We start from the raw sequence: 25,122 nt of genomic DNA, 5'->3' as shown, positions 1-25,122 counted from the left end.
TCTTACAGCGTGCCGTCGGCGGCCATCTGCACGTAGCGGGGGTCGAACTGCAGCTTGAGGTTGGTTTTGTCGCCGCTGGTCACGCCGTTGGCGAAGCTCATGCCCACGACGCTGGTGTCCTTGGCACCTTCGCCGAGCAGGCCGTGTTCAAACGAGAACTCGGCGACCTTGCGCATGGTGGCGGGCAACTGCGCGCTGGTGGCGAAGGCCAGGGCTTCCTTGGGCGTGGCGAACAGCTTGGTGGTGTCCAGTTGCGACTGGAAACCCTTGAGGTCGGTACCCGAGGCTTTGGCCATGTGCTCCAGCGCGTCGGTGCTGGCAGCGTTTTTGGCGTTCATCAGCGCAACCACTTCGAACCAGGCGCCGGTCAACGCTTTGCCCAGCTTGGGGTTGTCTTTGAGGGTCTGGGTGTTGACCACCATCATGTCCATGATTTCGCCGGGCACTTTGCTGGAGTCGAACACTTCGGTGACGCCCGGTTTGGCCTTGATCTCAGAGAGCATCGGGTTCCAGGTGGTGACGGCTTGCACCTGGTCGGTGTTGAAGGCCGCGGCGATATCGGCGTCGGAGGTGTTGACTACTTTCAAGTCTTTTTCGGTGAGATCGGCCGACTCCAGGGCGCGGGCCAGCAGGTAGTGGGACACCGAGAGTTCCACCAGGTTGACGTTCATGCCCTTGAGGTCCGCCACGGTCTTGCCGGTGCCCTTGATCACCACGCCATCGTTGCCGTTGGAGAAGTCGCTGACCACCAGCGCGGTGCTGTCCACGCCTCCGGCGGCAGGAATGGTCAGGGCGTCCATGTTGGTCATGGTGCAGCCGTCGAACTGGCCGGCGGTGTACTGGTTGATGGATTCGACATAGTCATTGAGCTGCACCATGTCGATCTTGATGCCGTACTTCTTGGCCCACTTGTCGAGGATGCCTTGGCTGCCGGCGTACTCCCACGGCATCCAACCGGCGTAGATGGTCCAGCACACACTGAAGTGGTCTTTGGGGGCGGCTTGGGTGTGAACGCTCATCAAGGCGGCAAAGGCGGCGGCGAGCAGGGCGGGTAAACGGATTGAGGGCATGGGGCTTCTCCAGTTGATCAAGGGCGAGCAGGAGCAACGCGGCACCGTGAACGGTGGCTTGTCTCCCGGGCTTTTATCCCGCCGTGTAACCTCAACTGGAGGTCGCCAACTCTCGGACCAGCCACTCGCGATCAGCGAGCCGGAACCCTAGTCAGCCATTGCAAATTGTGGTGCCGCGAACCTGTAATAAATCCTGCACGAGGGAGGTAAAGCGAGAGTCGTGCCAAGTGAGGCAAGCGCCCGGCTTTTCAGCCGGGCATGGGCACCGTGGGGCTTGCGCGCGAAGGGTTGTGCGTCAGGTCGGTGCGCCGGCGCACAGTAATGAGGCGATTACCGCTGGAACTTGCTCGCCAGGCCATTCAGCGTGGATGCGGCAGTGCTGACAGAAACCCGGTTTCTGGAAAAGGTCAGTCCCAGGGGGTTGGCGAGCCGGACGACACCTGGCTGCAGCGCAGATGTACCAAGTTGTTACAGAAACGCACCAGATTCGGTTTTTGATGTCAGATGTTTCGTCATTCAGTGAAAGATGAATGCCGCCCTCCAGCGTCGCTGGAGGTGCTCTCCCGCGGTCCAGGAGGCCGCCATGTATCGACGACTGCTGCTTAGCGCTTTATTCGGCCTGACCCTTTCTGCGTGTGTGCCTTATTACGATGGCGGCGCCACTTACTATCGCTCGGAGGTCTATACCGCACCGGCGCCGGCCTATTACTACGGTGGCCCCACCTACTCGTATGGACGCAGTTACTACGCGCCGCCACGTTACTACCAGCCAGCGCCGCGTTATTACCCAAGGCCTGCTTACCGGCCGTACCCGAACCAGGGCTGGGGAGGCGGTCACTGGGGCAATGGTGGCCGAGGTCGTGGATCTGATCATGGAGGGGGGCGCGGCGGCCACCGGTAGCAGGTCTGGACGTGAGGCGGCGCATCAAGCGCCGCTTTTTTTGCGCTGCGGTTTATCGGTACTGTCAGTTTTAACAGCTATCGTCAGTGTTTCAGATGCAGTTCACTGTGGGAGCGCCGTTGTGCGTGTCCAGGGAACCAGTGGGCTAATGGAACCAGCGCCTCATGATCAAACAATTAGTGTGTGCAGTCTTTTTTACGGCAGCCGGGATTACACCGCTCAAGGCAGAGCAGGGCTGTCCGTATCCCTCATCGGTCAAATATGCGGACGGTTATTTCCAAGCCTCCAGCGGACAGTCACTCTGGCAAAGCCCCAAGGTCGACGTGGATGATTTTGCCGATCGTTTCATTGGCGCACTCTTCACGCCGGGCAAAGGGCAGGAGCGGGAAAACGGCCACCTGGACAAGTGCCTATACCGCATGGGCAACGGCCAGATGATGGCTTTGCGGTATGACACGCCGGGGAAGCTCGACACCATGTCACTCACGGCCACTTTGCATTGGCAACTCACCACTGATCCGTTGAATCAGGACGTCTACATCTGCCAGGACAGCCAGCCGGACAATTGTTCATTCACGGTCAGGCGGCTGCACTGATCACCTGTCAGTAGTCTGATAAGTCGGCCAGTGGGTTTCTGCCCTCCCACGCCTTGGTAAAGTGCGCCTGGACTACGGCGTCCGGGACTGTGTTGATATCGGGCCAATGCCAATGGGGCTGCTGGTCCTTGTCGATCAAACGCGCCCGCACGCCTTCGCTGAACTCCGGGTAACGGCAGCAATTGAGACTCAGGGTGTATTCCATCTGGAACACTTGGGCCAAAGACAGGTGCCGAGCCCGCTGGATCTGTTCCCACACCAGGTGCGCAGTCAGCGGGCAACCTTCACTGAGTGTCTTGCCGGCGCGGCTGAAGAGTGGGTCGGCATGTTCGCGCAACGGGCTCAAGGCTCGCCAGGCACTCTGCACATCACCCACATCGAGCCATTCATCGATTTGCGCACGGCGTGGTAACCATTGCGCCTCGGGTTGCTGGCTGACGGCTTCCTGGGCCAGCGCCTTGAGCAGGCTGTTGAGCTGCATGGCGGTTTGTTCCTGCCAGTTCAGTTGCAGCAGGCCTTCGATCAATTCTTCTTGCTGGTCATCGCGCAGGAAACGGTCAGCCAGGCCCAGGTCCAGCGCATCACGACCATTGATGTGCGCACCGGTGAGGCCAAGGAATAAACCGAGTTTGCCCGGCAGCCGCGACAGGAACCAACTGGCCCCGACATCCGGGTACAGGCCGATGCTGATCTCGGGCATGGCCAGGCGGCTGCTCGGTGTGACGATACGCACCGACGCGCTTTGCAGCAGGCCCATGCCACCGCCCAACACATAGCCGTGGCCCCAGCAAATCAGTGGTTTTGGGTAGGTATGCAGGCGATAGTCGAGGCGGTATTCGGCAGCGAAGAACTGCGCGGCCAGGGCAGGCACTTCGCCGGGGAGTTCACGGCAGGCCTCGGCCAGGCTGCGGACTTCACCGCCGGCGCAAAAGGCTTTTGGCCCATTGCCGCGTAGCAGCACGCAGACGATATTCGGGTCTTTGGCCCAGGCATCCAGGCGATCGCTCAAGGCCAGGATCATGGGCAAGGAGAGCGCATTGAGGGACTTTTCAGCGTCCAGGCTGGCGATGCCGAGGCGGGCACCGTCGCTGCCGGTCAGCTCTTCGAAGTGCAGGTTCATCGTGACCTCAATCGAGAAAGTGAAGATTCAGTATGATCGCTTCAACGGAAAGTGCCGGTTGTGTATCAGATCAATTGACAAGCGGGGTCGGCTTTCCTAGGGTTCGCCCATTCTTTTTTACACGATGAACACACCATGACCGAAGGCGACCGTATCAAACTCGAACCCAGCTGGAAACACGCCCTGCGGGATGAGTTCGACAAGCCCTACATGGCCGAACTGCGCGAATTCCTGCGCCAGGAGCATGCCGCCGGCAAAGAAATTTACCCGCCGGGCCCGCTGATTTTCAATGCGCTTAACTCCACGCCGCTGGACAAGGTCAAGGTGGTGATCCTCGGCCAAGACCCGTACCACGGTCCTGGCCAGGCCCATGGTCTGTGTTTTTCGGTGCAACCGGGTGTGCCGACGCCGCCGTCCCTGGTGAATATTTACAAAGAGCTCAAGCGCGACCTGAACATCGACATTCCCAACCACGGTTGCCTGCAAAGCTGGGCCGATCAGGGCGTGCTGATGCTCAACACCACCATGACCGTGGAGCGCGCCACTGCCAACGCGCATGCGGGTAAAGGCTGGCAGTTCTTTACCGACCGAGTTATCGAAGTGGTCAGTGAGCATCAGCCGCACCTGGTGTTCCTGTTGTGGGGCGCCCACGCGCAGGGCAAACAAAAGCTGGTGGATGCGACCAAACACCTGGTGCTGACGTCGGTGCATCCGTCGCCGCTTTCGGCGTATCGCGGGTTTCTGGGGTGCGGGCATTTCAGCCGGACCAACAAGTTTCTTGAGCAGAATGGTGAGGCGCCGATTGAGTGGCGGTTGCCGCCACTCTAAGGTTCAACACCGTCCAATGTGGGAGCTGGCTTGCCTGCGATGGCATCCCCTCGGTCTGACTGAAACATCGAGGTGCCTGCATCGCAGGCAAGCCAGCTCCCACCTTGGAATTCAGTGAAGGCTTTAAACTTATTCCGGCTGGCGGTTCCAGTGCCGGAACAGCGGCTCCGCCAGAAACAGCACAAACAACAAGCGCATGACCTGCATTGCCGTTACCAAAGGCACCGACAGTTGCAAGGTCTCGGCGGTGAGGCTCATTTCGGCAATGCCGCCCGGCATCATGCCCAGCGTCAGTGAGCGCAAGTCCAACTGCGTCAGGGCGCTCAAGCCCACTGCCGCCAATGTCGCCAGCGCCATGGTCAACGCCGTACCTACCAGCGTACGGGCCATGAACGACGGTGCCCGACGAAAGAATTGACGGTTGAAGTGGCAGCCCAAACCGCTGCCGATCAGCCATTGACCGATCTGGCTGCCGCCGTCGGGCAAGCCGATATGCAAGTCCCAGACAACACTGGCAGTCGCGCTGACCAGCAGCGGCCCGAACAACCACGGGTTGGGCTGGCGCAAACGCTGCCAGCCCCAGGCCACCAATGCGCCAAGCGGAAACAGCAGCGCCAGCCACGTCCAGCTCACGGGCGCCGGATGAAACTGCGGCGCACCGCCTTCCAGCAAATACTTGAAAATCGCCGGCACACACAGCACCACCACCAGCACGCGCAAACTCTGCCCGGCCGCGACACGGCTGAGCACCGCGCCGTTGCGTGCGCCGAGGTTGACCATCTCCCCGGAGCCGCCCGGCATGCTGGAGAAAAACGCAGTGGCGCGGTCTTCACCGCTGCGGCGCATCAACCACACGCCGACGATGCTCGACACGCTGGTGATCAGCGCGCCGAAGAAAATCAGGCCGAAGTGGCTCATCACCTGCTCGATCACCACCGGGGTGAAGTGCAGGCCGATGCCGATGCCCACCACCCATTGGCCGCATTTGCGCCCGCCGGGAATCTCCGCCAACTGCCACGGCGTCAGGCAGCGCACCAGAATGATCGCCAGCAACGAGCCGACCATATACGGCAAAGGCCAGCCGACGAGGCTGGCCAGGTAACCGCCGGCCAGGCCGACCAGCGGTGTTGCCCACCATTGTTTAAAGGTGACCTCAGACATCGGCCAGGGCACGACGCTGCAGGGCACGTTTACGGTAGATACGCACCAGCGGGAAGGCCAGCATCAGCACGGTCAGCACCCACACCCCGAAGGTGATCGGGCTTGACCAGAGGATGTCCAGCGCACCGTTGGAGATCGACAGTGCGCGGCGCAGGTTCTGCTCCATCAGGCCACCGAGGATAAAGCCCAGCAGCACCGGCGACAGCGGGAAGTCCAGCTTGCGCAGGAGGTAGCCGAAGATGCCGATGCCGACCATCAGGAACAGGTCGAAGGTGGTGGCGTGAACCGCGTACACACCGATTGCAGTGATGATGGCGATCACTGGCACCAGCGCCCAGTTCGGCACGGCGAGGATGCGCGTGAAGATGCGGATCATCGGGATGTTGAGGATCACCAGCATGATGTTGGCGACAAACAACGACGCGATCAGGCCCCAGACGATGTCCGGCTGTTGTTGGAACAGCAGTGGGCCGGGGGTGATGTTGTACAGCGACAGGGCGCCGATCATCACCGCCGTGGTGCCCGAACCTGGCACGCCCAGGGTCAGCATCGGCACCAGCGCGCCGCACGCGGAAGCGCCGATCGCGGTTTCCGGCGCAGCGAGGCCGCGCATGTCACCCTGGCCGAATTTGCCGCTGGCACCGGCCAGGCGTTTCTCGGTCATGTAGGCAACTGCTGACGCCAGTGTTGCACCGGCACCTGGCAATACGCCCATGATGAAGCCCAGCAGGCCGCAGCGGATGTTAACCACGAACACCGAGGAAGCTTCCTTCAGGTTGAACATCATCCGCCCGGTGGCCTTCACCGCTTCCTGGCCACGGTGGGTTTTTTCCAGCAGCAAAAGAATCTCGCTGATGGAGAACAGGCCCAGCACCAACACCACAAATTGAATGCCGTCGGTGAGGTGGATGTTGTCGCCGGTAAAGCGGTACACGCCGCTGTTGGCGTCGATACCGACGGCCGAGAGGAACAGGCCGATCAGCGCTGCAACAAATGTCTTCAGCGGTTTGTCACCGGCCATGCCGCCGAGGCAGACAATCGCGAAGACCATCAGTACGAAATATTCCGCCGGGCCGAAGGCAATCGCCCATTTGGCCAACAAAGGCGCAAATAGCACCATGCCGCAGGTGGCGATGAACGCGCCGATGAATGAACTCCATGCCGACAACGACAGCGCTACACCGGCCAGGCCTTTGCGGGCCATCGGGTAGCCGTCGAGGGTGGTCATCACGGTGGAGGCTTCGCCAGGGATGTTCAACAGGATCGAACTGATACGGCCGCCGTACTCGCAGCCCAGGTACACCGCTGCCAGCAGGATCAACGCCGATTCCGGCGGCAGGCCCAGGGCGAACGCGATGGGGATCAACAAGGCCACGCCGTTGATCGGGCCCAGGCCCGGCAGCAGGCCGACCACGGTGCCGATCAAGGTGCCGCACAGGGCGGTCACCAGGTTATAAGGGGTCAGTGCAACGCCAAAGCCCTGGCCCAAATAGCTGAACGTATCCATATCAGTTCTCCAGAACTTCAAGCAGGCCGAGGGGCAGCGGTACATCCATGGCTTTATCGAACAGCAGGTAAAGGCCGATAGCCATCAAGGTGACGATCACCACGCTCGGCAACCAGCGGCCGCCATACAGGCGCGCCATCGGGATGCCGATGAGCATGCTGCTGAGGATGAAACCCAGGGACTCGAAGGTCGCGGCAAACACGATCAACAACGTGACGCAGATACCGATCTTGACCAGCGTGTCGCGGTCCAGGGCAGGTTCTTCCTCGGTGTGCTTGGTCGGTTGTGGGCGAAACAGCATGTAGATCAGGCCCAGGCTCATCAGCCCGAGCATCAGCAGTGGGTAGGCACGAGGCCCGACCGGCTCGTAGGAAAATGCCGCCTGATACGGCCAGGCCATCAGCGCGAGACCGGCGCAGGCCAGCAGCATCACCGAGGCGAAAATGCGTTGTAAGAGCATAGGAAACTCCTTGGAGACTCTTGTAGGCGCAAGCTTGCTCACGAAGAACGCAAGGACGCCGCGTGTATCCAGGCAGCACGCGTCATCGTTGAAGTCTTTCGCGGGCAAGCCCGCTCCCACGGAGGGGCGTTTACTGGATCAGGCCGAACTCTTTGGCCAGCACTTTGTAGTCAGCCACCTGTTTCTTCACGTAGGTGTCCAGCTCCGGGCCGGTCAGGGCGAACGGGAACAGCTCGCGCTGGTCACGCAGCTTGGCGAAGTCTTCGGAGGCCAGCAGTTTGTCGAACGCGTCTTTCCACCAGGCGTAGTCGGCGTCGCTGACTTTTGGCCCGAGGTAGAAGCCGCGAACTACCGGCCAGACGATGTCGTAGCCTTGCTCTTTGGCGGTAGGAATATTCTTCATTTCCGGCTCGTCCAGGCGCTCTTCGGCGAACACGGCGAGCAGGCGCATGTCGCCGCTGAGGATGTGCGGCATGGAGTCGGAAATGTCGGTACTGCCCACCTGGATATGGCCACCGAGCAGGGCGGTGGCGATTTCGCCGCCGCCTTCGAGGGCCACATAGCGCAGTTCACGCGGGTTGATCCCGGCGGCCTTGGCAATCAGTGCGGTTTGCATCCAGTCCTGGCTGCCGACGGTGCCACCGGAACCGATCACTACGCTGCCTGGATCTTTCTTCAAGGCTTTTACGAGATCGTCGAGGGTCTTGTAGGGCGAATCGCTTTTGACGGCAATGGCACCGTAACTGGTGCCCACCGCCGCCAACCAACGCACGGCGCTTTCATCGAAACGACCGAATTTGCCTTGGGCCAGGTTCAACAGTGAACCGCTGGACCAGGCCACCAGCGTGCCCGCATCCGCCGGGCGCTGTGCTACCACCGCGTTATAGGCCACCGCGCCCACGCCGCCGGGCATGTAGGTGACGCGCATCGGCTTGCTCAGCAACTTCTCGTTGACCAGCGCGCTTTGCGCCAGTTTGCAGGTCAGGTCAAAACCACCGCCGGGCGAGGCCGGGGCGATGCACTCCGGGCGTTTGGGTTCGTCGGTGGCCAGCAGTTGGCCGGCGAACAGCATGCAGCCGGCGGCGAGGGCCAATTTACGCAGTGAATAGGTCATTTTTATCTCCGTCTTTGTTGTTATTAGAGGCTACTTACCAAAGTGCGAGGCTATAACTCACCAGCACGCGTACTTCATCCGCATCACGGGCCGAATAGTTGGAACGGTACGTGGCGTTACGCAGGCGCAGGGCGACATCCTTGAATGTGCCGCTTTGCACGATGTAGCGGATCTCGCTGTTGCGTTCCCACTCTTTGCCGGTCTCACCGTTCCTGAGCTTGATGTTGTCACCCGACAGGTAACGGCTCATGAAACTCAGGCCGGGAATCCCGAGCTTGGCGAAATCGTAGTCGTAGCGCGCTTGCCAGGAGCGTTCTTCGGCGCCGGCAAAGTCGTTGATCTGCACGAAGTTGACAAGGTACGGATCGCTCCCATCCACGTAGGGAAAGGCGCTATCGCCAGACATGTGCTGGTAGCCGGCGCTGAGCTTGTGGCCGTTGAGGGCATAGCTGAACAGGCCGTTGACGGATTTGTTGTCGATCTTGCCGCCACGGGCGCTGCCGGTGTCATCGCTGATGGCCAGGCGCAGGTCGGCGCCGAAGGTGCCAGGGCCCATCGGGCGTGAGGCCACCAGGCCGAGGAAGTGCTGGCGGTAGACGTCGTCGAGTTGGGCGAAGTGGTAGCTGCCGGTGATCTTGTCGGCGAATTTGTAGTCCACGCCACCGAAGTTGAAGTGCTTGCCGGTGGCGCCGCTGACGAAGCGGCTGTTCTTGTTGTTGAGGGCGATGTCTTCGTAGTCGGTGGAGTCGCGGTCCTTGGCTTTGTCCAGGCGGCCACCGGTAAACACCAGGTTCTTGAATTCTTTGGACGTGAGCAATCCGCCGTTGAAGGTCTGCGGCAGAATGCGCCCGTCATTGGGCTTGAGGATCGGCAGTTCGGGGATCAGCGCGCCGATTTTGAGCTCGGTGGCGGAGATTTTCACTTTGCCGGTCAGGCCGAGTTTGGAGTATTCGTCGACAGCCCGACCATTGTCGGTGGGCAGCAAGCCAGAGCCGGTGCGGTCGGGGCTGGAGTCGAGCTTGACGCCGAGCATGCCCAATGCATCCACGCCGAAGCCGACGGTGCCGTCGGTGTAGCCCGATTGCAGGTTAAGCATGAAGCCCTGGGCCCATTCATCGCGCTTGGATTGCTGCGCACTCGTACCGTCGCGAAAGTCGCGGTTGAAGTACATGTTGCGGGTTTCCAGGGTGCCGCTGCTGTCTTCGAAGAAGGCAGCCTGGCTCAGCGGCGAGAAGCCGGCAAGGGCAGTGGCACTGGCAAGGGCGGTGTGGGCAAGGCGAGAAAAACGAACAGGCGGGCAAGCCTGGGGCTGTGTCGACAGCATCGTTGTGCACTCCGTTATTGTTCTTATTTTGGCGAAAACGCTTCGAGGCGTTTTTCTGGCGCTACGGATCAGGTAGCTCGGCGGGCATTACCCACCGTGGCTGGATGCTAAAGGGCGAAGCTTTCACTAACCTTTCAGCTGTCTTTCAATGTTTTCGGGCTTCACAGGGCAGGCGGCGCCTGTAAACTGCCCGCCAAAGCGTGGCGTCGACCATGCCCGAATGAGGTGAAAAACCATGCGTGTCCTCTTGGTTGAAGACCATTTGCAACTCGCCGAAAGTGTTGCCCAGGCGCTCAAGAGCACGGGTTTGACCGTCGACGTGTTGCACGATGGGGTGGCCGCGGACCTGGCCTTGAGCAGCGAGGAATACGCGGTGGTGATTCTCGATGTAGGGCTGCCGCGCATGGATGGTTTTGAGGTGTTGGCGCGTTTGCGGGCGCGTGGGAAAAATCTGCCCGTGCTGATGCTCACGGCGCGCAGTGATGTGAAAGACCGCGTGCATGGCCTGAACCTGGGTGCCGATGATTATCTCGCCAAGCCCTTTGAACTGACCGAGCTGGAAGCACGGGTCAAGGCACTGTTGCGCCGCAGTGTGTTGGGCGGGGAGCGCCAACAGGCGTGCGGCGTGCTGGTCTACGACCTGGATACCCGACGCTTCACGGTTGGCGGCGAACTGATGACATTTACTTCCCGCGAGCAGGCGGTGCTTGAAGCGCTGATCGCCCGGCCCGGCCGCGTGATGAGCAAAGAGCAACTGGCCTCTCAGGTCTTCGGCCTGGATGAAGAAGCCAGCCCCGACGCCATCGAAATCTATGTGCACCGCCTGCGCAAGAAGCTCGATGGCCAGCCCATCGCCATTGTGACGTTCCGCGGCCTCGGCTATTTGCTGGAAGCGCGCGATGCATAAGCCCAGCAGCCTGCGCTGGCGCCTGCTGTGGAACCTGGCGCTGTTGCTGGTGGTGTTGATGCTGGCCAGCGGCATGAGTGCCTACTGGAATGGGCGCGAAGCCGCCGACACCGCCTATGACCGCACCTTGCTGGCCTCGGCGCGTACCATCGCCGCCGGGTTGACCCAAGTGGACGGCACCCTGAGCGCGAATGTGCCTTATGTGGCGCTGGACACCTTCGCCTACGACAGCGCCGGGCGCATTTATTATCAGGTCAATGACATCAATCAGAAGCTGATTTCGGGCTACGAAAACCTCCCGGGCCCGCCGCCCGGCACGCCGCGCACCGACGACTACCCGGCGTTGGCGCGTTTCTATAACGCCATGTACCAGGGCCAGCATGTACGCGTGGTCAGCCTGCTCAAAGCGGTCTCCGAGCCGAACATGAATGGCATGGCGGAAATTCGTGTCGCGGAAACCGATGAGGCGCGCGAGAGCATGGCCCGCAGCCTGTTGGCCGACACGTTATTGCGTTTGGGGATGTTGGCCGTCGGCGCGTTGCTGCTGGTGTGGTATGCCGTGAGTGCGGCGCTGCGGCCGTTGGAGCGTCTGCGTACGGCAGTGGAAGAGCGTCAGCCTGACGACTTGCGGCCGTTGCCGCTGGTGGAGGTGCAACACGAGTTCGGCCCTCTGGTGCGTTCCCTCAACCACTTCACCGAGCGTTTGCGCGGCCAGTTTGAGCGGCAGGCGCAGTTTATCGCCGACGCCGCCCACGAACTGCGCACCCCGCTGGCGGCGCTCAAGGCCCGGCTGGAGCTGGGCCTGCGCAGCGACGCTCCGGCGACATGGCGCAGTACGCTGGAAACCGCCGCCCAAGGCACCGACCGTTTGACTCACCTGGCCAACCAATTGTTATCGCTGGCGCGCATCGAAAATGGCGCGCGGGCGATTGCCGAAGGTGGCGCGCAATTGCTCGACCTCAGCCAGCTGGCGCGGGAGCTGGGTATGGCCATGGCACCGTTGGCCCATGCGCGCGGCGTCGCCCTGGCGTTGGAGGCGGATGAGCCCGTGTGGTTGCGCGGTGAGCCGACCTTGTTGAATGAGTTACTGAGCAACCTGGTCGACAACGCGCTGGCCCACACACCCTCGGGCGGCAATGTGATCCTGCGGGTTTCGGCGCCAGCCATTCTGGAAGTCGAAGATGATGGCCCAGGTATCCCGCTGGATGAGCGGGACCGGGTATTTGAGCGTTTTTATCGCCGCAGCCAGCAGGGCATGGGTTCTGGTTTGGGGTTGGCGATTGTCGGGGAGATCTGCCGCGCGCACCTGGCGCAGATCAGCCTGCATGATGGTGAGTTGGCGGGATTGAAGGTGCGGGTGAGTTTTATCGCGGGTTGATCAGTAAAACATCGAGCGCGCTTCATCCAACTCGGCACGCAGGGCCTCGCTGTAGGGGTCGAGCCGCAACTTTTTGATCGCCGGCAGGCTGGAAACGGGCACATTCGCCAGCGGATGATCGGTGCCTCGGTGGCAATACAGCACGGCGACCTGCACCAGATCGATGTAGTCCAGGCTCGCGGAGTCGCGCTCCAGGTCCAGGTATTGCCCGGGCAGCTTCGCCAGCATCTCCGGGAAGTCCCAGCCACCGAGCAGTTTGTCCCCAAGCAACGGGTGGATGCTCTCGATGACGTGGTTGAGGCTGACAGGGTCGGCGAGCAGTTCGTAATGATCTTCGGCGTACGTGAGAATGGGCAGCACGCCAATCTGATGCACCAGCCCGCCGAGGGCCGCCTGGTCCGGTTTGAGATGGCTGTGGCTGCGGCACAAGACATAACTCACACCGGCCACTTCCAGGCTACGGCGCCACACTTCGCGCATTTTCAGCTCAACGACTTCGGAGCGGGCGTGGAAGATTTGTTCCATCACCAGGCCGATGGCCAGGTTGCTGCTGTAGTTGGTGCCCAGCCGGGTGATGGCGGTGTGCAGGTCGGTGACTTCCTGGGTCGCGCGCAGCAGCGGGCTGTTGACCACTTTGATCAGGCGCGCCGACAGGGCGGTATCGCGACCGATCACTTTGCTCAAGTGGCTGATGCTGATCTCCGGGTCTTCGGCGGCCTGACGAATTTTCAGGGCCACTTCCGGTAATGTCGGCAGAACCAGGTCATCGTTGTCGATGGCCATCACCAAAGCCTGTTGGACTTTTTCCGCCAGCTTGTTCATTCATGCTCTCTAGGGTGTTGCAAAAAAGGTACGGCGATTAACGCTGGATCTCTTTATCGCGATCCAGTTGGTAAGGCACGTCGAGCAGGTGCAAACCGGGTCCTTCCAGGGTGCCTAAGTGCACATCGCCGCTCTCGGCTGCTTCGGCTTGCAGCACGGCCAGAAGTTCAATCGATTGATCAGCTTTTGCCGCGATCACGACTTCCCCGATCGCGCTGTTGTGGTTGGGCGAGAACAGCGCAGTGCCTGGCTCGGGCAGTTCGGCCGCATTGAGGCTCAAGCGGTAGAGGCGACGCTTGAGCTTGCCCAAATACTGCATGCGCGCGACGATTTCCTGACCGGTGTAGCAGCCTTTCTTGAAGCTGACGCCGCCGACGGCCTGCAGGTTGAGCATCTGCGGGATGAACAGTTCGCGGGTTTGCGGCATGACCTGGCCGATGCCTGCGCGGATCTGGCCCAGCAGCCATTCATTCAAGTCAGCGTGTTGCAGTTGGCTGGCCAATTGATTGCGTACGGTTTCCGCTTGCTCGGCCGGCACCCAGAGTTCAGCGCGGGCGGGTGAGACGCGAATGGCGATCAGTGTGTCTGTGCGGGCGACGCTGTCGGTTTCGGCTGGCAGCTCAAGGCCGAGACTGGCCAGGGCCTGGTCCGCATTCGACAGGCCGAAACGTACCCAGGCGGCGCTTTCGTCGGTGAGCTTGGATTTGGAGAACACTGCGTATTTTTTCAGATCGGCCAGTTGCGGTTCGAGCAGTTCGGTGGCCATGGCCATGAGCACGCCATCACCTTGCAGGAGGATGCGAAAACTCGACTGCATGCGGCCTTTTTGCGTGCAGCGCGCGCCCAGGCTGGCCTGGGTGTCGCTCAGGTAGTTGAGGTTGCAGGTCAGTTGCCCTTGCAGGAACTTGGCAGCGTCGGAGCCGCGGACGGCGAGAACGCCTTCGTGGTGCAGGGCGCAGAAAAAAGCAGAGTCGGCCATGGGTCATCGCAGGTCAAAAAGTCATGTGTGCATCATAGAGGGGCGTTCGGTAAATGGATAGTTTCCGTATGAGGCGACCAAAGCCGACTGGTCCGCTGCCGTCGGGGCTGTATACTTGGGCCCTATTTGAGGAGCGCTCCATGGTCGAAGAAGTAGAAATCAATCGCCTCTACTGGCACAGCCGTCGCGGCATGCTGGAGTTGGATGTGTTGTTGGTGCCTTTCACCAGAGAGGTGTACAAGACGCTCAATCAGGTGGATCGCGAACTCTACGAGCGGCTGCTGACTTGCGAAGACCAGGACATGTTCGGCTGGTTCATGGAACGCGCCGAATCTGAAGATCCGGAGCTGCAGCGCATGGTTCGTAAGATTCTGGACCGTGTCCAGCCCAAGTAATCGCTTCGAATGCCGCTGGCAGGCCTCTCGGCTGTTGCTGGCGGCGTATCTGCTTGCCCAGGTGTTCGCGCTGGGTGCCTTGCTTGTTGTTGACTTACCTTTCTCCAGCGTTGGCATTTTGTTGTGCCTGGCTCACGCTGCGTGGGTCCTACCGCGTCATATCCTGCTGACCCACCGTTCGTCGATTCGTGGCCTGCGCCGCGACGAAGATGGCTGGCAGTTGTTCAGCCATGAGCGAGGCTGGCACAGTGTTCAGCTACGCCCAGATAGCCTGGCATTGCCGCTGATCGTGGTGCTGCGCTACCGGGTGCAGGGCGAATGGCGGGTGCGCTCGATCTGTGTGCCGATGGATTCGCAGGCCGCCGATGTGCATCGGCGCCTGCGGGTACGCTTGAAGTTCAGCCGCCGTAGGTGGTTGGCACCAGAATAGTGTCGCGGGCCTCAGGCAGCATCTGCGGGTAGTCGAGGGTGTAATGCAGGCCGCGACTTTCCTTGCGCTCCATGGCTGAGCGGATCATCAGTTCGGCGACTTGGGCCAGGTTGCGCAACTCAATCAAGTCGCGGCTGACCTTATAGTTGCTGTAGAACTCGTCAATCTCATCCAGCAGCAACCGCACGCGGTGTTGAGCGCGTTGCAGGCGCTTGTTGGTACGTACAATGCCGACGTAGTCCCACATGAAACGGCGCAGTTCGTCCCAGTTGTGGGCGATGATCACGTCTTCGTCCGAGTCGGTCACCTGGCTGGCGTCCCAGCGCGGCAAGGCAGCGGGCACGGGGATGCGTGGCAGTTGCTCGAGGATATCGGCTGCCGCAGAGCGGGCGTAGACAAAACATTCGAGCAGTGAGTTGCTCGCCATGCGGTTGGCGCCATGCAGGCCGGTAAAGCTGGTTTCGCCAATCGCATACAGGCCGGGTACGTCGGTGCGGCCATGCTGGTCGACCATCACGCCGCCGCAGGTGTAGTGCGCGGCTGGCACCACGGGGATCGGGCCTTTGGTGATATCGATGTTGAACGCCAGGCAGCGCTCGTAGACGGTGGGGAAGTGAGTCTTGATGAAGGCTTCGGGCTTGTGGCTGATATCGAGGTAGACGCAGTCGATGCCCAGGCGCTTCATTTCGTGGTCGATGGCGCGGGCGACGATATCCCGTGGTGCTAATTCTGCGCGTGGGTCGAAGCGCTGCATGAAGCGCTCACCATTCGGCAGTTTCAGATGTGCGCCTTCACCGCGCAGGGCTTCGGTGATCAGGAAACTCTTGGCTTGCGGGTGATACAGGCAGGTGGGGTGGAACTGATTGAATTCCAGATTGGCCACCCGGCAGCCCGAACGCCAGGCCATGGCGATGCCATCACCGCAGGCGCCATCGGGGTTGCTGGTATAGAGGTAGACCTTGGCCGCGCCGCCCGAGGCGAGAATGGTGAAGCGTGCGCCGTAGGTGTCGACTTCACCGCTGGCACGATTGAGTACGTAGGCGCCGAGGCAGCGTTCGCCGTCCAGGCCCAGGCGTTTTTCCGTGATCAGGTCGACGGCGACACGCTGCTCCAGCAATTCGATGTTGGGGCGTTGGCGGGCTTGGTCGAGCAGGGTCTTGAAGATCGCCGCGCCGGTGGCGTCGGCGGCGTGGATGATGCGGCGATGGCTGTGGCCGCCTTCACGGGTCAGGTGAAACTCGAAGCCGCCGTCGTCACTGCCAGCGTGTTCGTCGCGGGTGAACGGCACGCCCTGATCGATCAGCCATTGGATGGCTTCGCGGCTGTGCTCGACGGTGAAGCGCACGGCGTCTTCGTTGCACAGGCCGCCGCCGGCGTTGAGGGTGTCCTCGACGTGGGATTGCACTGTATCGGTGTCGTCCAGTACCGCCGCTACACCGCCTTGGGCCCAAAATGTCGAGCCGTTGGCCAGATCACCCTTGCTCAGGACGGCAATGCGCAGGTGGCCGGGCAGGGTCAGTGCCAGGCTCAAGCCGGCCGCGCCGCTGCCAATCACCAGAACATCGTGTTGAAACTGTTGGCTCATTTGAAGGATTCCGCAAAAAGCGATCCACAGGGGTTGGCGCAAATAGGACGCCTGGATCGGCGAATCAAAGGGTCACACGGGCCACTAGTATATAGAGGGGGGGAGCGGCACAATAGCCGGGCATTCGTGGCAATGTGAAATTACGGTGCACGGCGAGGGGCTGACTGACTGGTTATTGAGGTGGGAACTTTTTGCATAAGCCCCGACTCAATAGCAGGTTGCCCGAAAGCTGGGAAAACGTTGAGTTTATTGGCCCGTCGGGAGCATTGGACGCGTCAGAAGACCGGCGACAAGATTATTCGCGCAGCCGGCCTAGCCCGCGCTGCGTTTTTCGTGTGTGCCAAATCAGTGCATGCCGGAAACTTGCTTGGAGGGGGAGAACTTTTGCGAAAAGTCCTAGTCTATGTTTGCAAGCCTGATCGTTTAGTTATGCAAGCCTCCTTCAAGTACAACGAGGAGTGTTCATGCTAACCCAGGAAGAGGATCAGCAGCTGGTCGAGCGCGTTCAACGCGGCGACAAGCGCGCATTTGATCTGCTAGTGCTGAAATACCAGCACAAAATTCTCGGGTTGATCGTGCGGTTTGTGCACGACACCCATGAAGCGCAGGACGTTGCACAGGAAGCCTTTATCAAGGCGTACCGTGCACTTGGCAATTTCCGCGGTGATAGTGCGTTTTACACGTGGCTATACCGTATCGCCATTAACACGGCGAAGAACTATCTGGTGTCTCGCGGGCGCCGCCCACCTGATAGCGATGTAAGTTCAGAAGATGCAGAATTTTACGATGGTGATCACGGCCTCAAAGATCTCGAGTCGCCGGAGCGTGCGTTGCTGCGCGACGAGATCGAAGGCACCGTTCATCGCACAATTCAGCAACTGCCAGAAGATTTGCGTACGGCGTTAACTTTACGCGAATTCGATGGTCTGAGTTACGAAGACATTGCGAGCGTCATGCAGTGTCCGGTGGGGACTGTAAGGTCACGGATTTTCCGGGCCCGGGAAGCCATCGATAAAGCCTTGCAACCGTTGTTGCAGGAAAACTAAAGACAGCGGCGACAGCCAAGAGAGGAACCGCCATGAGTCGTGATGCCCTGCAGGAATCGCTGTCCGCAGTGATGGATAACGAAGCGGATGAACTGGAACTTCGTCGAGTGCTCAATGCATTTGATGATGCCGAAACCCGTGATACCTGGTCTCGTTACCAAGTCGCTCGGGCGGTGATGCACAAGGATCTTCTAATCCCTCGTCTGGATATTGCTGCGGCCGTTTCTGCCGCGCTGGCTGATGAAGCCGTTCCGGCAAAAGCTGCTCGTGGCCCTTGGCGTAGCCTGGGTCGCCTGGCAGTTGCTGCCTCGGTGACTGTTGCCGTGTTGGCCGGTGTTCGCCTGTACAACCAGGACGAAATCGCCGGTGCCGAACTGGCCCAGCAGACTCAGCAACCGGTCATGGCCGGTCCGCAAGTCAAAGGCCCAGCGGTACTGGCCGGCTACAAGGAAAGCTCTGATACCACTGGTCCCATGGCCAATGGTGTACTTCAAGGGCAATCCGGCTGGCAGGACCAGCGTCTTCCAGGCTACCTGCGCCAACACGCACAGGAATCGGCACTGAAAGGCACTGAAAGCGCTCTGCCATACGCTCGTGCAGCAAGCCTGGAAAACCGCTAAACCGCTAAGGGGCCCTATGCGCGCCATACCGCTCCTTACGCTTTTGCTCAGTGGTTGTTTTGCACTATCCGCCCATGCCGACGAAGCCCAAGACTGGCTGACTCGACTTGGGCGTGCAGAGCAGCAGCAAAGCTTTGCAGGTACGTTCGTCTACGAGCGTAACGGCAGTTTTTCTACCCATGACATCTGGCATCGTGTCCAGGACGGTCAAGTCCGTGAGCGGCTGTTGCAGCTCGATGGTTCTGCCCAGGAACTGGTGCGGGTAAATGGAAGAACTCAATGTGTCAGTGGCACATTGGTTGCCGGCCTTGGCAATTCGCCTGACGCGCCTTCGCGCGCACTCGACCCGCTAAAACTCACCCAATTCTACGAACTGGCCGTCATTGGCAAATCTCGTGTGGCTGGTCGTAATGCGGTGATTGTGTCGATCACTCCACGCGATCAATACCGTTATGGCTTCGAGTTGCACCTGGATCGTGACACCGGGCTGCCGCTTAAATCTTTGTTGCTCAATGATCAGGGCCAGTTGTTGGAGCGCTTTCAGTTCACGCGGCTGAACACGTCGCCAGCACTAACGGATCGCGACTTGCAGCCCAGTGGCGAGTGCACGGCTGTAGCGGTTTCGAACGGTAAAGCGCCCGAAGTACCCGCCACCCAGGCATGGCACTTGGACTGGTTGCCCCCTGGCTTCCAGCTCACCAACAGCATCTCGCGAAAAGATACCCAGACCAAAACCACCGTCGACAGCCTGATGTATGGCGACGGGCTGGCGCGCTTTTCAGTGTTTCTTGAATCGACCGATGGTGCGAGTGTGAGCGAAACACGCACCCAGCTCGGTCCGACTGTTGCCGTGTCTCGCCGCCTGAACACCGTAGATGGCGAAGTCATGGTGACGGTTGTCGGAGAAATCCCTATCGGCACCGCTGAGCGTATCGCGCTGTCGGTGCGCGGCGAAAAGACCGCCGCCAAGCCGTGAATCGTTAATCTTATGTTCATCCTGATCTTTCAATGTGAGCCGATGCTTGGTTGGGAGCTGTGAGCATGAAATCTCTGGATCAGTATTTTCACTTGCAAAAAATCCACATGTTTTTTATAGGTCAGGGCCTGTAGGTCCTGACCTTATTTTGTTCGCGGAACAAGGAAGCCGGTCGCAGTTTTCGGCGTTTCTTGAACCCTGTCGCTCAACCCTGCTCGTCGTAACGGGAGCTGTATGTCGATACCACGTTTGAAGTCTTACCTATCCATAGTCGCCACGGTGCTGGTGCTGGGTCAGGCCGTGTCCGCGCAAGCGGCCGAGCTGCCTGATTTCACCCAACTGGTGGAGCAGGCTTCGCCTGCCGTGGTGAACATCAGCACCACGCAGAAACTGCCGGAGCGCAAAGTCTCGAACCAGCAGATGCCGGACCTTGAAGGCTTGCCGCCAATGCTGCGCGAGTTCTTCGAGCGTGGCATGCCGCAACAGCGTTCCCCGCGTGGTGGCGGTGGCGGTGGCCAGCGTGAAGCTCAGTCCCTGGGCTCGGGTTTTATCATTTCGCCTGATGGCTATATCCTCACCAACAACCATGTCATTGCCGACGCTGACGAGATCCTCGTTCGCCTGGCTGATCGCAGTGAGCTGAAAGCCAAGCTGGTCGGTACTGACCCGCGTTCTGACGTAGCCTTGCTGAAAATCGATGGTAAAGACCTGCCGGTGCTGAAACTGGGCAAATCCCAGGATCTGAAAGCCGGGCAGTGGGTGGTCGCTATCGGCTCTCCGTTTGGTTTCGACCATACCGTTACCCAGGGCATTGTCAGTGCAATCGGTCGTAGCCTGCCTAACGAAAACTACGTGCCGTTCATCCAGACCGACGTGCCGATCAACCCGGGTAACTCCGGTGGTCCGCTGTTCAACCTGGCGGGCGAAGTGGTCGGGATCAACTCGCAGATTTACACCCGCTCCGGTGGCTTCATGGGCGTGTCCTTTGCCATTCCGATCGATGTGGCCATGGACGTTTCCAACCAGCTCAAAGCCGGTGGCAAGGTCAGCCGTGGCTGGTTGGGCGTAGTGATCCAGGAAGTGAACAAAGACTTGGCTGAATCGTTCGGCCTCGACAAACCGGCCGGTGCGCTGGTCGCGCAAATCCAGGACGACGGCCCGGCTGCCAAAGGCGGTCTGCAAGTGGGCGACGTGATCCTGAGCATGAATGGTCAGCCGATCATCATGTCGGCCGACTTGCCGCATCTGGTCGGTGCCCTGAAAGCGGGCAGCAAAGCCAAGCTGGAAGTGATTCGTGATGGCAAGCGCCAGACCGTTGAACTGACCGTTGGCGCGATCCCGGAAGAGGGCGCAACCCTGGATGCTCTGGGCAACGCCAAACCGGGCGCCGAGCGCAGCAGCAATCGCCTTGGCATTGCCGTGGTTGAGCTGAGCGAGGAGCAGAAGAAGAGCTTCGACCTCAAGAGCGGTGTTGTGATCAAGGAAGTTCAGGACGGCCCAGCCGCCTTGATCGGCCTGCAACCGGGCGACGTGATTACCCACTTGAATAACCAGGCGATCAACTCCACCAAGGAGTTCGCCGACATTGCCAAGGCGTTGCCGAAGAATCGCTCGGTGTCGATGCGCGTACTGCGTCAGGGGCGTGCAAGCTTCATCACCTTCAAGCTGACCGAGTAACTCGCCAGCCTGCATCCCAACAAAAAGCCCCGTCTTCGGTTAACGAAGGCGGGGCTTTTTTGTGGGCGATGAGTTTAGCTCATCATCCCTTTTACCAAGCGTTCTTGCTCGATCAACTCACGCTGGCGGGCATCTATTCGTGAGGACAGTGGGAAGTTGCTGCCGGCGCGGCGCTTGGCGAAGTCCAGTTGTTGAATGGCCTGCTTGAAGTCACCCACCAATGCAAAGTACTCGGCGCGGGCCTGATGCAGGCCGATGATGTTGCCGGACAGGCCACGTGTCTCGGCAACCTGGTACCACACATCCGGATCATCCGGACGTGATTTGAGTAGCCCGTCCAAGGCCTTTTCCGCATCGGCGATACGGTTCTGCTTGATCAGCAAGTCCACCCGCACCTGATTCAGCGGATAGTTGCCGGGGTACTGGGTGAGCATCCGATCAGTGCGTTGCTGGGCATCGGGCAAGCGGTTATTGGCCATATCCAACTCGATCTGCGCCAGGTTGTAGGTGATGTCGTTGGGCGCCTTGGCCAGCAATGGCTGCAAGCTTTCCCGTGCCTCTTTGTACTGAGTGCCTTTGATCTGGGCTATTGCCAGGCCATAACGCGCCACGTCGTTTTTCGGGTTCTCGTCCAGCTGCGCCTGGAAGCGCTTGGCGGCGAGGCCCGGGGTGTCTTCGTATTGCAACTGCACCCGTGCGCGAATCAGCTGATAGCGCAAACTGTCTTCCGTGCCGCCGGGTTTGGCTTGCTCGGCGCGGTTGCGGGTGTCGGCGATCCGCGATTCGGTCACCGGGTGCGTCAGCAGGAATTCCGGCGGCTTGGCGTCGAAACGGTATTGGCGCATCAGGCGTTCAAACATGGTGGGCATGGAGCGCGGGTCGTAACCGGCTTTTTCCAGGTTGAGAATGCCGATACGGTCAGCTTCCTGCTCGTTCTGGCGGGAGAACCGGCGCTGCTCCTGGATGGCCGCCGCCTGGCTGCCGGCAATCGCGGCAATCCCCGCATCGCCCGCACCCGCTGCGGCAGCGATAATCCCGCCGAGCAAAGCCGCCATCATCGGTAGCTGCATGCGCGACTGAGCTTCCACGCCACGGGCAAAGTGGCGTTGGGACAAGTGAGCCAATTCGTGGGCGAGCACCGAGGCATATTCACCTTCGGTCTGGGCATTGAGGAACAGGCCGCCGTTGACCCCGACAATCCCGCCTGGCGCAGCAAAGGCGTTGAGTTGCGGGCTGTTGATCAGGATGAATTCCAGGCGTCGGTCATTGACCTGGCTGGTTTCCACCAGCTTGTACACGCTGGTTTCAACGTAATCCTTGAGTTGTGGATCATTGAGCTGCGAGACCTGGCCCCGCAGGTAGGCAAGCCAGGCACGGCCCAGTTGGAATTCCTGTTGCGGAGAGACAATGGCAGAACTGGCGTCGCCAAGTGACGGCAGGTCGTCAGCGAAGCCCGGAGAGGCCAGCAGGCAGGCCAGCGTCAGCAGGGTAGGGCGCAAAAAAGTCATGCACAGAGCCTTTCGACAAAGAGCTTACTGTAGCCGGACACTGAGCTTCGGACCAGATATTCTAAGCACCCCAATCGCCTGTCCGGAGTAAACCATGACCGACGCTGTAGCCTTTGATGCCGAACTCGATGCCAGTGGCCTCAATTGCCCGTTGCCTTTGCTCAAAGCCAAGTTGGAACTCAATCGGTTGGCCAGCGGTGCAGTGCTTAAGGTCATCGCCACAGACGCTGGCTCCCAGCGCGATTTCCGGACCTTCGCGAGGTTGGCCGGGCATACTCTATTGCACGAAGAAGACGCCGCCGGTGTGTACCGTTACTGGTTGCGCAAGGCCTGAGCCGTTTGCCCCTTCACCCGAGGTTGATTGATGTTCAAAGTGTTACGAGACTGGATTCAGCGCTACTTCTCCGACGAAGAAGCTGTCGTGCTGGCGGTCCTGCTGTTCCTGGCCTTCACGGCCGTGCTCACCTTGGGCGGCATGCTCGCGCCAGTGCTGGCAGGGATGGTGCTGGCTTACCTGATGCAGGGCCTGGTCACTACCCTGGAGCGGTTGCGCTTGCCGGGCGGCGTTGCGGTGGGCCTGGTGTTCGCCTTGTTCATGGGGTTGCTGGTGGTGTTTATCGTGGTGGTCTTGCCATTGCTGTGGCATCAGTTGATCACCCTGTTCAACGAGTTGCCGGGGATGCTCGCCAAGTGGCAGTCACTCTTGCTGTTGTTGCCGGAACGCTACCCGCACCTGGTGTCGGATGAGCAAGTGCTGCAAGCCATCGAAGTGGCGCGTGGCGAGATCGGAAAATTCGGGCAGTGGGCGCTGACGTTTTCCCTGTCCAGCCTGCCGCTGCTGGTCAACATCATGATCTACCTGGTGCTGGTACCGATCCTGGTGTTTTTCTTCCTCAAGGACCGCGCAATGATCGGCCGCTGGGTCAGCGGTTACCTGCCGCGTGAACGCGCGCTCATTACCCGCGTGGCCGAAGAGATGAACCGGCAGATCGCCAACTACATTCGCGGCAAAGTGATTGAGATTGTTATCTGTGGAGGCGTCACCTACATCGCATTTGTCGCGCTCGGGCTGAACTATGCGGCGCTGCTGGCGTTGCTGGTGGGCGTGTCGGTGGTGGTGCCGTATGTCGGCGCGGTGGTGGTGACGGTGCCGGTGATGTTGATCGCATTGTTTCAGTGGGGCTGGAGTGACCAGTTCATCTACCTGATGGCGGTGTACGGCATTATCCAGACCCTGGATTGCAACGTACTGGTACCGCTGCTGTTTTCCGAGGCCGTCAACCTGCACCCGGTGGCGATCATCTGTGCAGTGTTGTTGTTTGGTGGGTTGTGGGGATTCTGGGGCGTATTCTTCGCGATTCCCCTGGCGACGTTGTTCAAAGCCGTGCTGGATGCCTGGCCACGAAAAGAACCGGTGGTTGCGCCTTTGTTGTAACGGTTGGGGCGAACACCCAGTGTTCGCCCCTCACGCGTCAGGCCTTGTCCAGGGCCTGTGCCGCCGCCAAAACGGCGTCCACATGGCCCGGCACTTTCACGCCGCGCCATTCCTGACGCAGCACGCCCTCCTTGTCGATCAGGAAAGTGCTGCGATCAACCCCCAGGTATTCCTTGCCATACAGCTTCTTCAGCTTGACCACATCAAACAACTGGCAAACCGCTTCGTCCTTGTCACTGATCAGCTCAAAGGGAAACGCCTGCTTGCTCTTGAAGTTCTCGTGGGATTTCACGCTGTCACGCGACACGCCAAACACTTCGGTGTTGGCGGCCTTGAACGCCGCGTACTGGTCACGGAAACCCTGGCCTTCAGTGGTGCAGCCCGGGGTGCTGTCCTTCGGATAGAAGTAGATCACCACCTGCTTGCCCTTGAGTGCAGCGAGGCTGAAGGTCTGGCCGCTGGTGGCCTGGGCTTCGAAATCGGCCACGGGTTTGTCGATGGCTACCGGCATGAGTTCTTCCTTACATTGGGTTTTGTGGGCGCCACGGCTCGATCAGCGCATCGAGGTTCAGGGCATCGGCGAAATCCAGGAACTGGTCGCGCAGCCAGCTGATCTGCACGCCGGCCGGCAAGGTCACGGTGAACGTTGCGTTGAGCATGGTGCCGCCGGTTTGTGGCGCCTGGTAAGTGTCGCAGGTCAGGTTTTCCAGCTCGACGTTATGGTCGATGAAGAACTGGCACAGCTCGTTGACGATGTCCGAGCGGTAGGCCGAGCTGACGTACGCTACATAAGGCAGGGCTTGTGGGCGGTTTTCCAACGCCGCACTGCGCACCACGTTGACCGTGAAGTCGTGCTTCTTCGCCAAGCCCGGCAGGCCGGTTTCCAGACGCGCCAGGGCATCCCAGGTGCCGGAAATCTGCAGCACCAACGCACTGCACTCGCCATGGCGGGTCAGGCGGGAGGTCACAACGGCGCAGCGGTTTTCATGGCTGGCGCGGCACAGGACGTTGGTCAGCTCCATGGGGTTGGCGCCGAGGGCACTGATAACAAGGAATTGTTCGCGAACTGTGGGGGTGGACATGCAGCCTTCCTAAAACGATGAGCGGTCGATACGGTGAGGGCTGTATCGATCAAAGCATGAAGGGTAGCGAAAAGCGTCGCCAAGGGATAGGAGGTGGCGTTTTCATTGCGTGATCGGTCTGATTTCAGCGTGCTTCAAGCAACGCTTCGGCTCAATGATGGCATTGCCCGTCGTTTAGTTGATCCAGAACGCATCCTCAGG

General features: G+C 60.2%; 26 protein-coding genes and 1 riboswitch. Of the genes, 13 read left to right on the top strand and 13 right to left on the bottom strand.

The window, feature by feature from the left end; all coding sequences use genetic code 11:
• Positions 1-2: 2 nt before the first annotated feature.
• Positions 3-1,070, bottom strand: coding sequence for a putative urea ABC transporter substrate-binding protein (locus ACDZ94_RS17325; protein ID WP_432750505.1), 1,068 nt, complete (start codon positions 1,068-1,070; stop codon positions 3-5).
• A 60-nt stretch (positions 1,071-1,130) separates the two neighbouring features.
• Positions 1,131-1,232: riboswitch (guanidine-I (ykkC/yxkD leader) on the bottom strand.
• Between the two features lie 421 nt (positions 1,233-1,653).
• On the opposite strand from ACDZ94_RS17325, the gene ACDZ94_RS17320 reads away from it, so the two are divergent.
• Together ACDZ94_RS17320 and ACDZ94_RS17315 are read left to right on the top strand one after the other, a co-directional pair.
• A complete protein-coding gene (locus ACDZ94_RS17320) occupies positions 1,654-1,971 on the top strand; it encodes a hypothetical protein (protein WP_432750504.1) in 318 nt (105 codons plus the stop codon).
• A 164-nt stretch (positions 1,972-2,135) separates the two neighbouring features.
• Positions 2,136-2,567 carry a DUF3757 domain-containing protein gene (locus ACDZ94_RS17315; protein ID WP_262667280.1) on the top strand — a complete coding sequence of 144 codons (432 nt, stop codon included), beginning with the start codon at positions 2,136-2,138 and terminating at the stop codon, positions 2,565-2,567.
• A gap of 7 nt (positions 2,568-2,574) precedes the next feature.
• Here the strand turns inward: ACDZ94_RS17315 and ACDZ94_RS17310 are convergent, their stop codons facing one another.
• Entirely contained in the window at positions 2,575-3,687 is a 1,113-nt protein-coding gene (locus ACDZ94_RS17310; RefSeq protein WP_064451299.1) for an enoyl-CoA hydratase/isomerase family protein, read from the bottom strand.
• Between the two features lie 135 nt (positions 3,688-3,822).
• Here ACDZ94_RS17310 and ung point away from each other — a divergent pair, with 135 nt between their 5' ends.
• Positions 3,823-4,515 (top strand): uracil-DNA glycosylase, encoded by a 693-nt coding sequence (gene ung, locus ACDZ94_RS17305; protein ID WP_064451300.1) that lies wholly within the window; start codon positions 3,823-3,825, stop codon positions 4,513-4,515.
• A gap of 129 nt (positions 4,516-4,644) precedes the next feature.
• On the opposite strand, the gene ACDZ94_RS17300 is transcribed toward ung, so the two are convergent.
• From ACDZ94_RS17300 to ACDZ94_RS17280, 5 genes are all read right to left on the bottom strand, one after another.
• Positions 4,645-5,676 carry an AbrB family transcriptional regulator gene (locus ACDZ94_RS17300; protein ID WP_064451301.1) on the bottom strand — a complete coding sequence of 344 codons (1,032 nt, stop codon included), beginning with the start codon at positions 5,674-5,676 and terminating at the stop codon, positions 4,645-4,647.
• On the bottom strand, positions 5,669-7,183 hold the full coding sequence (locus tag ACDZ94_RS17295) for a tripartite tricarboxylate transporter permease (RefSeq protein WP_064451302.1): 1,515 nt from the start codon (positions 7,181-7,183) through the stop codon (positions 5,669-5,671). The genes ACDZ94_RS17300 and ACDZ94_RS17295 overlap by 8 nt, the downstream gene beginning before the upstream one ends.
• Position 7,184: 1 nt before the next feature.
• Positions 7,185-7,643: a tripartite tricarboxylate transporter TctB family protein gene (locus tag ACDZ94_RS17290; protein ID WP_064451303.1), complete on the bottom strand. Its 459-nt coding sequence runs from the start codon at positions 7,641-7,643 to the stop codon at positions 7,185-7,187.
• A gap of 130 nt (positions 7,644-7,773) precedes the next feature.
• Positions 7,774-8,757 (bottom strand): Bug family tripartite tricarboxylate transporter substrate binding protein, encoded by a 984-nt coding sequence (locus ACDZ94_RS17285; RefSeq protein WP_064451304.1) that lies wholly within the window; start codon positions 8,755-8,757, stop codon positions 7,774-7,776.
• A 34-nt stretch (positions 8,758-8,791) separates the two neighbouring features.
• The gene (locus ACDZ94_RS17280; protein WP_407016484.1) at positions 8,792-10,081 is read right to left on the bottom strand and encodes an OprD family porin; all 1,290 of its coding nucleotides are present in this window, start codon (positions 10,079-10,081) and stop codon (positions 8,792-8,794) included.
• Positions 10,082-10,316: 235 nt separating this feature from the next.
• Here ACDZ94_RS17280 and ACDZ94_RS17275 point away from each other — a divergent pair, with 235 nt between their 5' ends.
• Together ACDZ94_RS17275 and ACDZ94_RS17270 are read left to right on the top strand one after the other, a co-directional pair.
• The gene (locus ACDZ94_RS17275; RefSeq protein ID WP_064451306.1) at positions 10,317-10,988 is read left to right on the top strand and encodes a response regulator; all 672 of its coding nucleotides are present in this window, start codon (positions 10,317-10,319) and stop codon (positions 10,986-10,988) included.
• Positions 10,981-12,366, top strand: coding sequence for a sensor histidine kinase (locus ACDZ94_RS17270; RefSeq protein ID WP_064451307.1), 1,386 nt, complete (start codon positions 10,981-10,983; stop codon positions 12,364-12,366). Before ACDZ94_RS17275 ends, ACDZ94_RS17270 begins: the two co-directional genes overlap by 8 nt.
• Here ACDZ94_RS17270 and ACDZ94_RS17265 read toward each other — a convergent pair whose 3' ends face one another.
• Both ACDZ94_RS17265 and ACDZ94_RS17260 read right to left on the bottom strand, forming a co-directional pair.
• Complete coding sequence (locus ACDZ94_RS17265; RefSeq protein ID WP_064451308.1) at positions 12,367-13,188, bottom strand: HDOD domain-containing protein; 822 nt, start codon at positions 13,186-13,188, stop codon at positions 12,367-12,369.
• Positions 13,189-13,225: 37 nt separating this feature from the next.
• Positions 13,226-14,167, bottom strand: coding sequence for a YgfZ/GcvT domain-containing protein (locus tag ACDZ94_RS17260; RefSeq protein ID WP_128586727.1), 942 nt, complete (start codon positions 14,165-14,167; stop codon positions 13,226-13,228).
• A gap of 140 nt (positions 14,168-14,307) precedes the next feature.
• Between ACDZ94_RS17260 and ACDZ94_RS17255 the strand changes: the two genes are divergently transcribed.
• Both ACDZ94_RS17255 and ACDZ94_RS17250 read left to right on the top strand, forming a co-directional pair.
• Entirely contained in the window at positions 14,308-14,562 is a 255-nt protein-coding gene (locus ACDZ94_RS17255; protein WP_053254893.1) for a succinate dehydrogenase assembly factor 2, read from the top strand.
• On the top strand, positions 14,546-14,992 hold the full coding sequence (locus ACDZ94_RS17250; RefSeq protein ID WP_064451310.1) for a protein YgfX: 447 nt from the start codon (positions 14,546-14,548) through the stop codon (positions 14,990-14,992). Before ACDZ94_RS17255 ends, ACDZ94_RS17250 begins: the two co-directional genes overlap by 17 nt.
• Here ACDZ94_RS17250 and nadB read toward each other — a convergent pair.
• Entirely contained in the window at positions 14,961-16,577 is a 1,617-nt protein-coding gene (nadB, locus tag ACDZ94_RS17245) for an L-aspartate oxidase (RefSeq protein ID WP_064451311.1), read from the bottom strand. The genes ACDZ94_RS17250 and nadB overlap by 32 nt on opposite strands.
• A gap of 464 nt (positions 16,578-17,041) precedes the next feature.
• Here nadB and rpoE point away from each other — a divergent pair, with 464 nt between their 5' ends.
• The 4 genes from rpoE to ACDZ94_RS17225 all read left to right on the top strand — a co-directional run bounded on the left by rpoE (position 17,042) and on the right by ACDZ94_RS17225 (position 20,896).
• On the top strand, positions 17,042-17,623 hold the full coding sequence (rpoE, locus tag ACDZ94_RS17240; protein WP_003172477.1) for an RNA polymerase sigma factor RpoE: 582 nt from the start codon (positions 17,042-17,044) through the stop codon (positions 17,621-17,623).
• 32 nt (positions 17,624-17,655) lie between these two features.
• Positions 17,656-18,243, top strand: a complete 588-nt coding sequence (locus ACDZ94_RS17235; protein WP_003172479.1) for a sigma-E factor negative regulatory protein — start codon at positions 17,656-17,658, stop codon at positions 18,241-18,243.
• 16 nt (positions 18,244-18,259) lie between these two features.
• On the top strand, positions 18,260-19,219 hold the full coding sequence (locus tag ACDZ94_RS17230; RefSeq protein ID WP_221294190.1) for a MucB/RseB C-terminal domain-containing protein: 960 nt from the start codon (positions 18,260-18,262) through the stop codon (positions 19,217-19,219).
• 234 nt (positions 19,220-19,453) lie between these two features.
• Positions 19,454-20,896, top strand: a complete 1,443-nt coding sequence (locus ACDZ94_RS17225; protein ID WP_064451313.1) for a DegQ family serine endoprotease — start codon at positions 19,454-19,456, stop codon at positions 20,894-20,896.
• 74 nt (positions 20,897-20,970) lie between these two features.
• Here ACDZ94_RS17225 and ACDZ94_RS17220 read toward each other — a convergent pair whose 3' ends face one another.
• Entirely contained in the window at positions 20,971-22,404 is a 1,434-nt protein-coding gene (locus ACDZ94_RS17220; protein WP_064451314.1) for a M48 family metalloprotease, read from the bottom strand.
• Between the two features lie 94 nt (positions 22,405-22,498).
• On the opposite strand from ACDZ94_RS17220, the gene ACDZ94_RS17215 reads away from it, so the two are divergent.
• Both ACDZ94_RS17215 and ACDZ94_RS17210 read left to right on the top strand, forming a co-directional pair.
• Positions 22,499-22,738 carry a sulfurtransferase TusA family protein gene (locus tag ACDZ94_RS17215; RefSeq protein ID WP_064451315.1) on the top strand — a complete coding sequence of 80 codons (240 nt, stop codon included), beginning with the start codon at positions 22,499-22,501 and terminating at the stop codon, positions 22,736-22,738.
• A gap of 30 nt (positions 22,739-22,768) precedes the next feature.
• The gene (locus ACDZ94_RS17210; protein ID WP_432750503.1) at positions 22,769-23,839 is read left to right on the top strand and encodes an AI-2E family transporter; all 1,071 of its coding nucleotides are present in this window, start codon (positions 22,769-22,771) and stop codon (positions 23,837-23,839) included.
• A gap of 37 nt (positions 23,840-23,876) precedes the next feature.
• Here ACDZ94_RS17210 and ACDZ94_RS17205 read toward each other — a convergent pair whose 3' ends face one another.
• Positions 23,877-24,350 (bottom strand): peroxiredoxin, encoded by a 474-nt coding sequence (locus tag ACDZ94_RS17205; RefSeq protein WP_432750502.1) that lies wholly within the window; start codon positions 24,348-24,350, stop codon positions 23,877-23,879.
• Between the two features lie 10 nt (positions 24,351-24,360).
• Complete coding sequence (locus tag ACDZ94_RS17200; RefSeq protein WP_003172487.1) at positions 24,361-24,921, bottom strand: glycine cleavage system protein R; 561 nt, start codon at positions 24,919-24,921, stop codon at positions 24,361-24,363.
• Positions 24,922-25,122: the final 201 nt, after the last annotated feature.

This window comes from Pseudomonas sp. UBT, assembly GCF_050915955.1.
GTDB lineage: Bacteria > Pseudomonadota > Gammaproteobacteria > Pseudomonadales > Pseudomonadaceae > Aquipseudomonas > Aquipseudomonas antarctica_A.
This window is presented reverse-complemented; position numbering and strand designations above follow the sequence as displayed.

Excerpts from the sequence above, each read along its gene's own strand:
- ACDZ94_RS17325 (WP_432750505.1), bottom strand. The coding sequence starts at position 1,070 with ATGCCCTCAATCCGTTTACCCGCCCTGCTCGCCGCCGCCTTTGCCGCC.
- ACDZ94_RS17320 (WP_432750504.1), top strand. The coding sequence starts at position 1,654 with ATGTATCGACGACTGCTGCTTAGCGCTTTATTCGGCCTGACCCTTTCT.
- ACDZ94_RS17315 (WP_262667280.1), top strand. The coding sequence starts at position 2,136 with ATGATCAAACAATTAGTGTGTGCAGTCTTTTTTACGGCAGCCGGGATT.
- ACDZ94_RS17310 (WP_064451299.1), bottom strand. The coding sequence starts at position 3,687 with ATGAACCTGCACTTCGAAGAGCTGACCGGCAGCGACGGTGCCCGCCTC.
- ung (WP_064451300.1), top strand. The coding sequence starts at position 3,823 with ATGACCGAAGGCGACCGTATCAAACTCGAACCCAGCTGGAAACACGCC.
- ACDZ94_RS17300 (WP_064451301.1), bottom strand. The coding sequence starts at position 5,676 with ATGTCTGAGGTCACCTTTAAACAATGGTGGGCAACACCGCTGGTCGGC.
- ACDZ94_RS17295 (WP_064451302.1), bottom strand. The coding sequence starts at position 7,183 with ATGGATACGTTCAGCTATTTGGGCCAGGGCTTTGGCGTTGCACTGACC.
- ACDZ94_RS17290 (WP_064451303.1), bottom strand. The coding sequence starts at position 7,643 with ATGCTCTTACAACGCATTTTCGCCTCGGTGATGCTGCTGGCCTGCGCC.
- ACDZ94_RS17285 (WP_064451304.1), bottom strand. The coding sequence starts at position 8,757 with ATGACCTATTCACTGCGTAAATTGGCCCTCGCCGCCGGCTGCATGCTG.
- ACDZ94_RS17280 (WP_407016484.1), bottom strand. The coding sequence starts at position 10,081 with ATGCTGTCGACACAGCCCCAGGCTTGCCCGCCTGTTCGTTTTTCTCGC.
- ACDZ94_RS17275 (WP_064451306.1), top strand. The coding sequence starts at position 10,317 with ATGCGTGTCCTCTTGGTTGAAGACCATTTGCAACTCGCCGAAAGTGTT.
- ACDZ94_RS17270 (WP_064451307.1), top strand. The coding sequence starts at position 10,981 with ATGCATAAGCCCAGCAGCCTGCGCTGGCGCCTGCTGTGGAACCTGGCG.
- ACDZ94_RS17265 (WP_064451308.1), bottom strand. The coding sequence starts at position 13,188 with ATGAACAAGCTGGCGGAAAAAGTCCAACAGGCTTTGGTGATGGCCATC.
- ACDZ94_RS17260 (WP_128586727.1), bottom strand. The coding sequence starts at position 14,167 with ATGGCCGACTCTGCTTTTTTCTGCGCCCTGCACCACGAAGGCGTTCTC.
- ACDZ94_RS17255 (WP_053254893.1), top strand. The coding sequence starts at position 14,308 with ATGGTCGAAGAAGTAGAAATCAATCGCCTCTACTGGCACAGCCGTCGC.
- nadB (WP_064451311.1), bottom strand. The coding sequence starts at position 16,577 with ATGAGCCAACAGTTTCAACACGATGTTCTGGTGATTGGCAGCGGCGCG.
- rpoE (WP_003172477.1), top strand. The coding sequence starts at position 17,042 with ATGCTAACCCAGGAAGAGGATCAGCAGCTGGTCGAGCGCGTTCAACGC.
- ACDZ94_RS17235 (WP_003172479.1), top strand. The coding sequence starts at position 17,656 with ATGAGTCGTGATGCCCTGCAGGAATCGCTGTCCGCAGTGATGGATAAC.
- ACDZ94_RS17230 (WP_221294190.1), top strand. The coding sequence starts at position 18,260 with ATGCGCGCCATACCGCTCCTTACGCTTTTGCTCAGTGGTTGTTTTGCA.
- ACDZ94_RS17225 (WP_064451313.1), top strand. The coding sequence starts at position 19,454 with ATGTCGATACCACGTTTGAAGTCTTACCTATCCATAGTCGCCACGGTG.
- ACDZ94_RS17220 (WP_064451314.1), bottom strand. The coding sequence starts at position 22,404 with ATGACTTTTTTGCGCCCTACCCTGCTGACGCTGGCCTGCCTGCTGGCC.
- ACDZ94_RS17215 (WP_064451315.1), top strand. The coding sequence starts at position 22,499 with ATGACCGACGCTGTAGCCTTTGATGCCGAACTCGATGCCAGTGGCCTC.
- ACDZ94_RS17210 (WP_432750503.1), top strand. The coding sequence starts at position 22,769 with ATGTTCAAAGTGTTACGAGACTGGATTCAGCGCTACTTCTCCGACGAA.
- ACDZ94_RS17205 (WP_432750502.1), bottom strand. The coding sequence starts at position 24,350 with ATGCCGGTAGCCATCGACAAACCCGTGGCCGATTTCGAAGCCCAGGCC.
- ACDZ94_RS17200 (WP_003172487.1), bottom strand. The coding sequence starts at position 24,921 with ATGTCCACCCCCACAGTTCGCGAACAATTCCTTGTTATCAGTGCCCTC.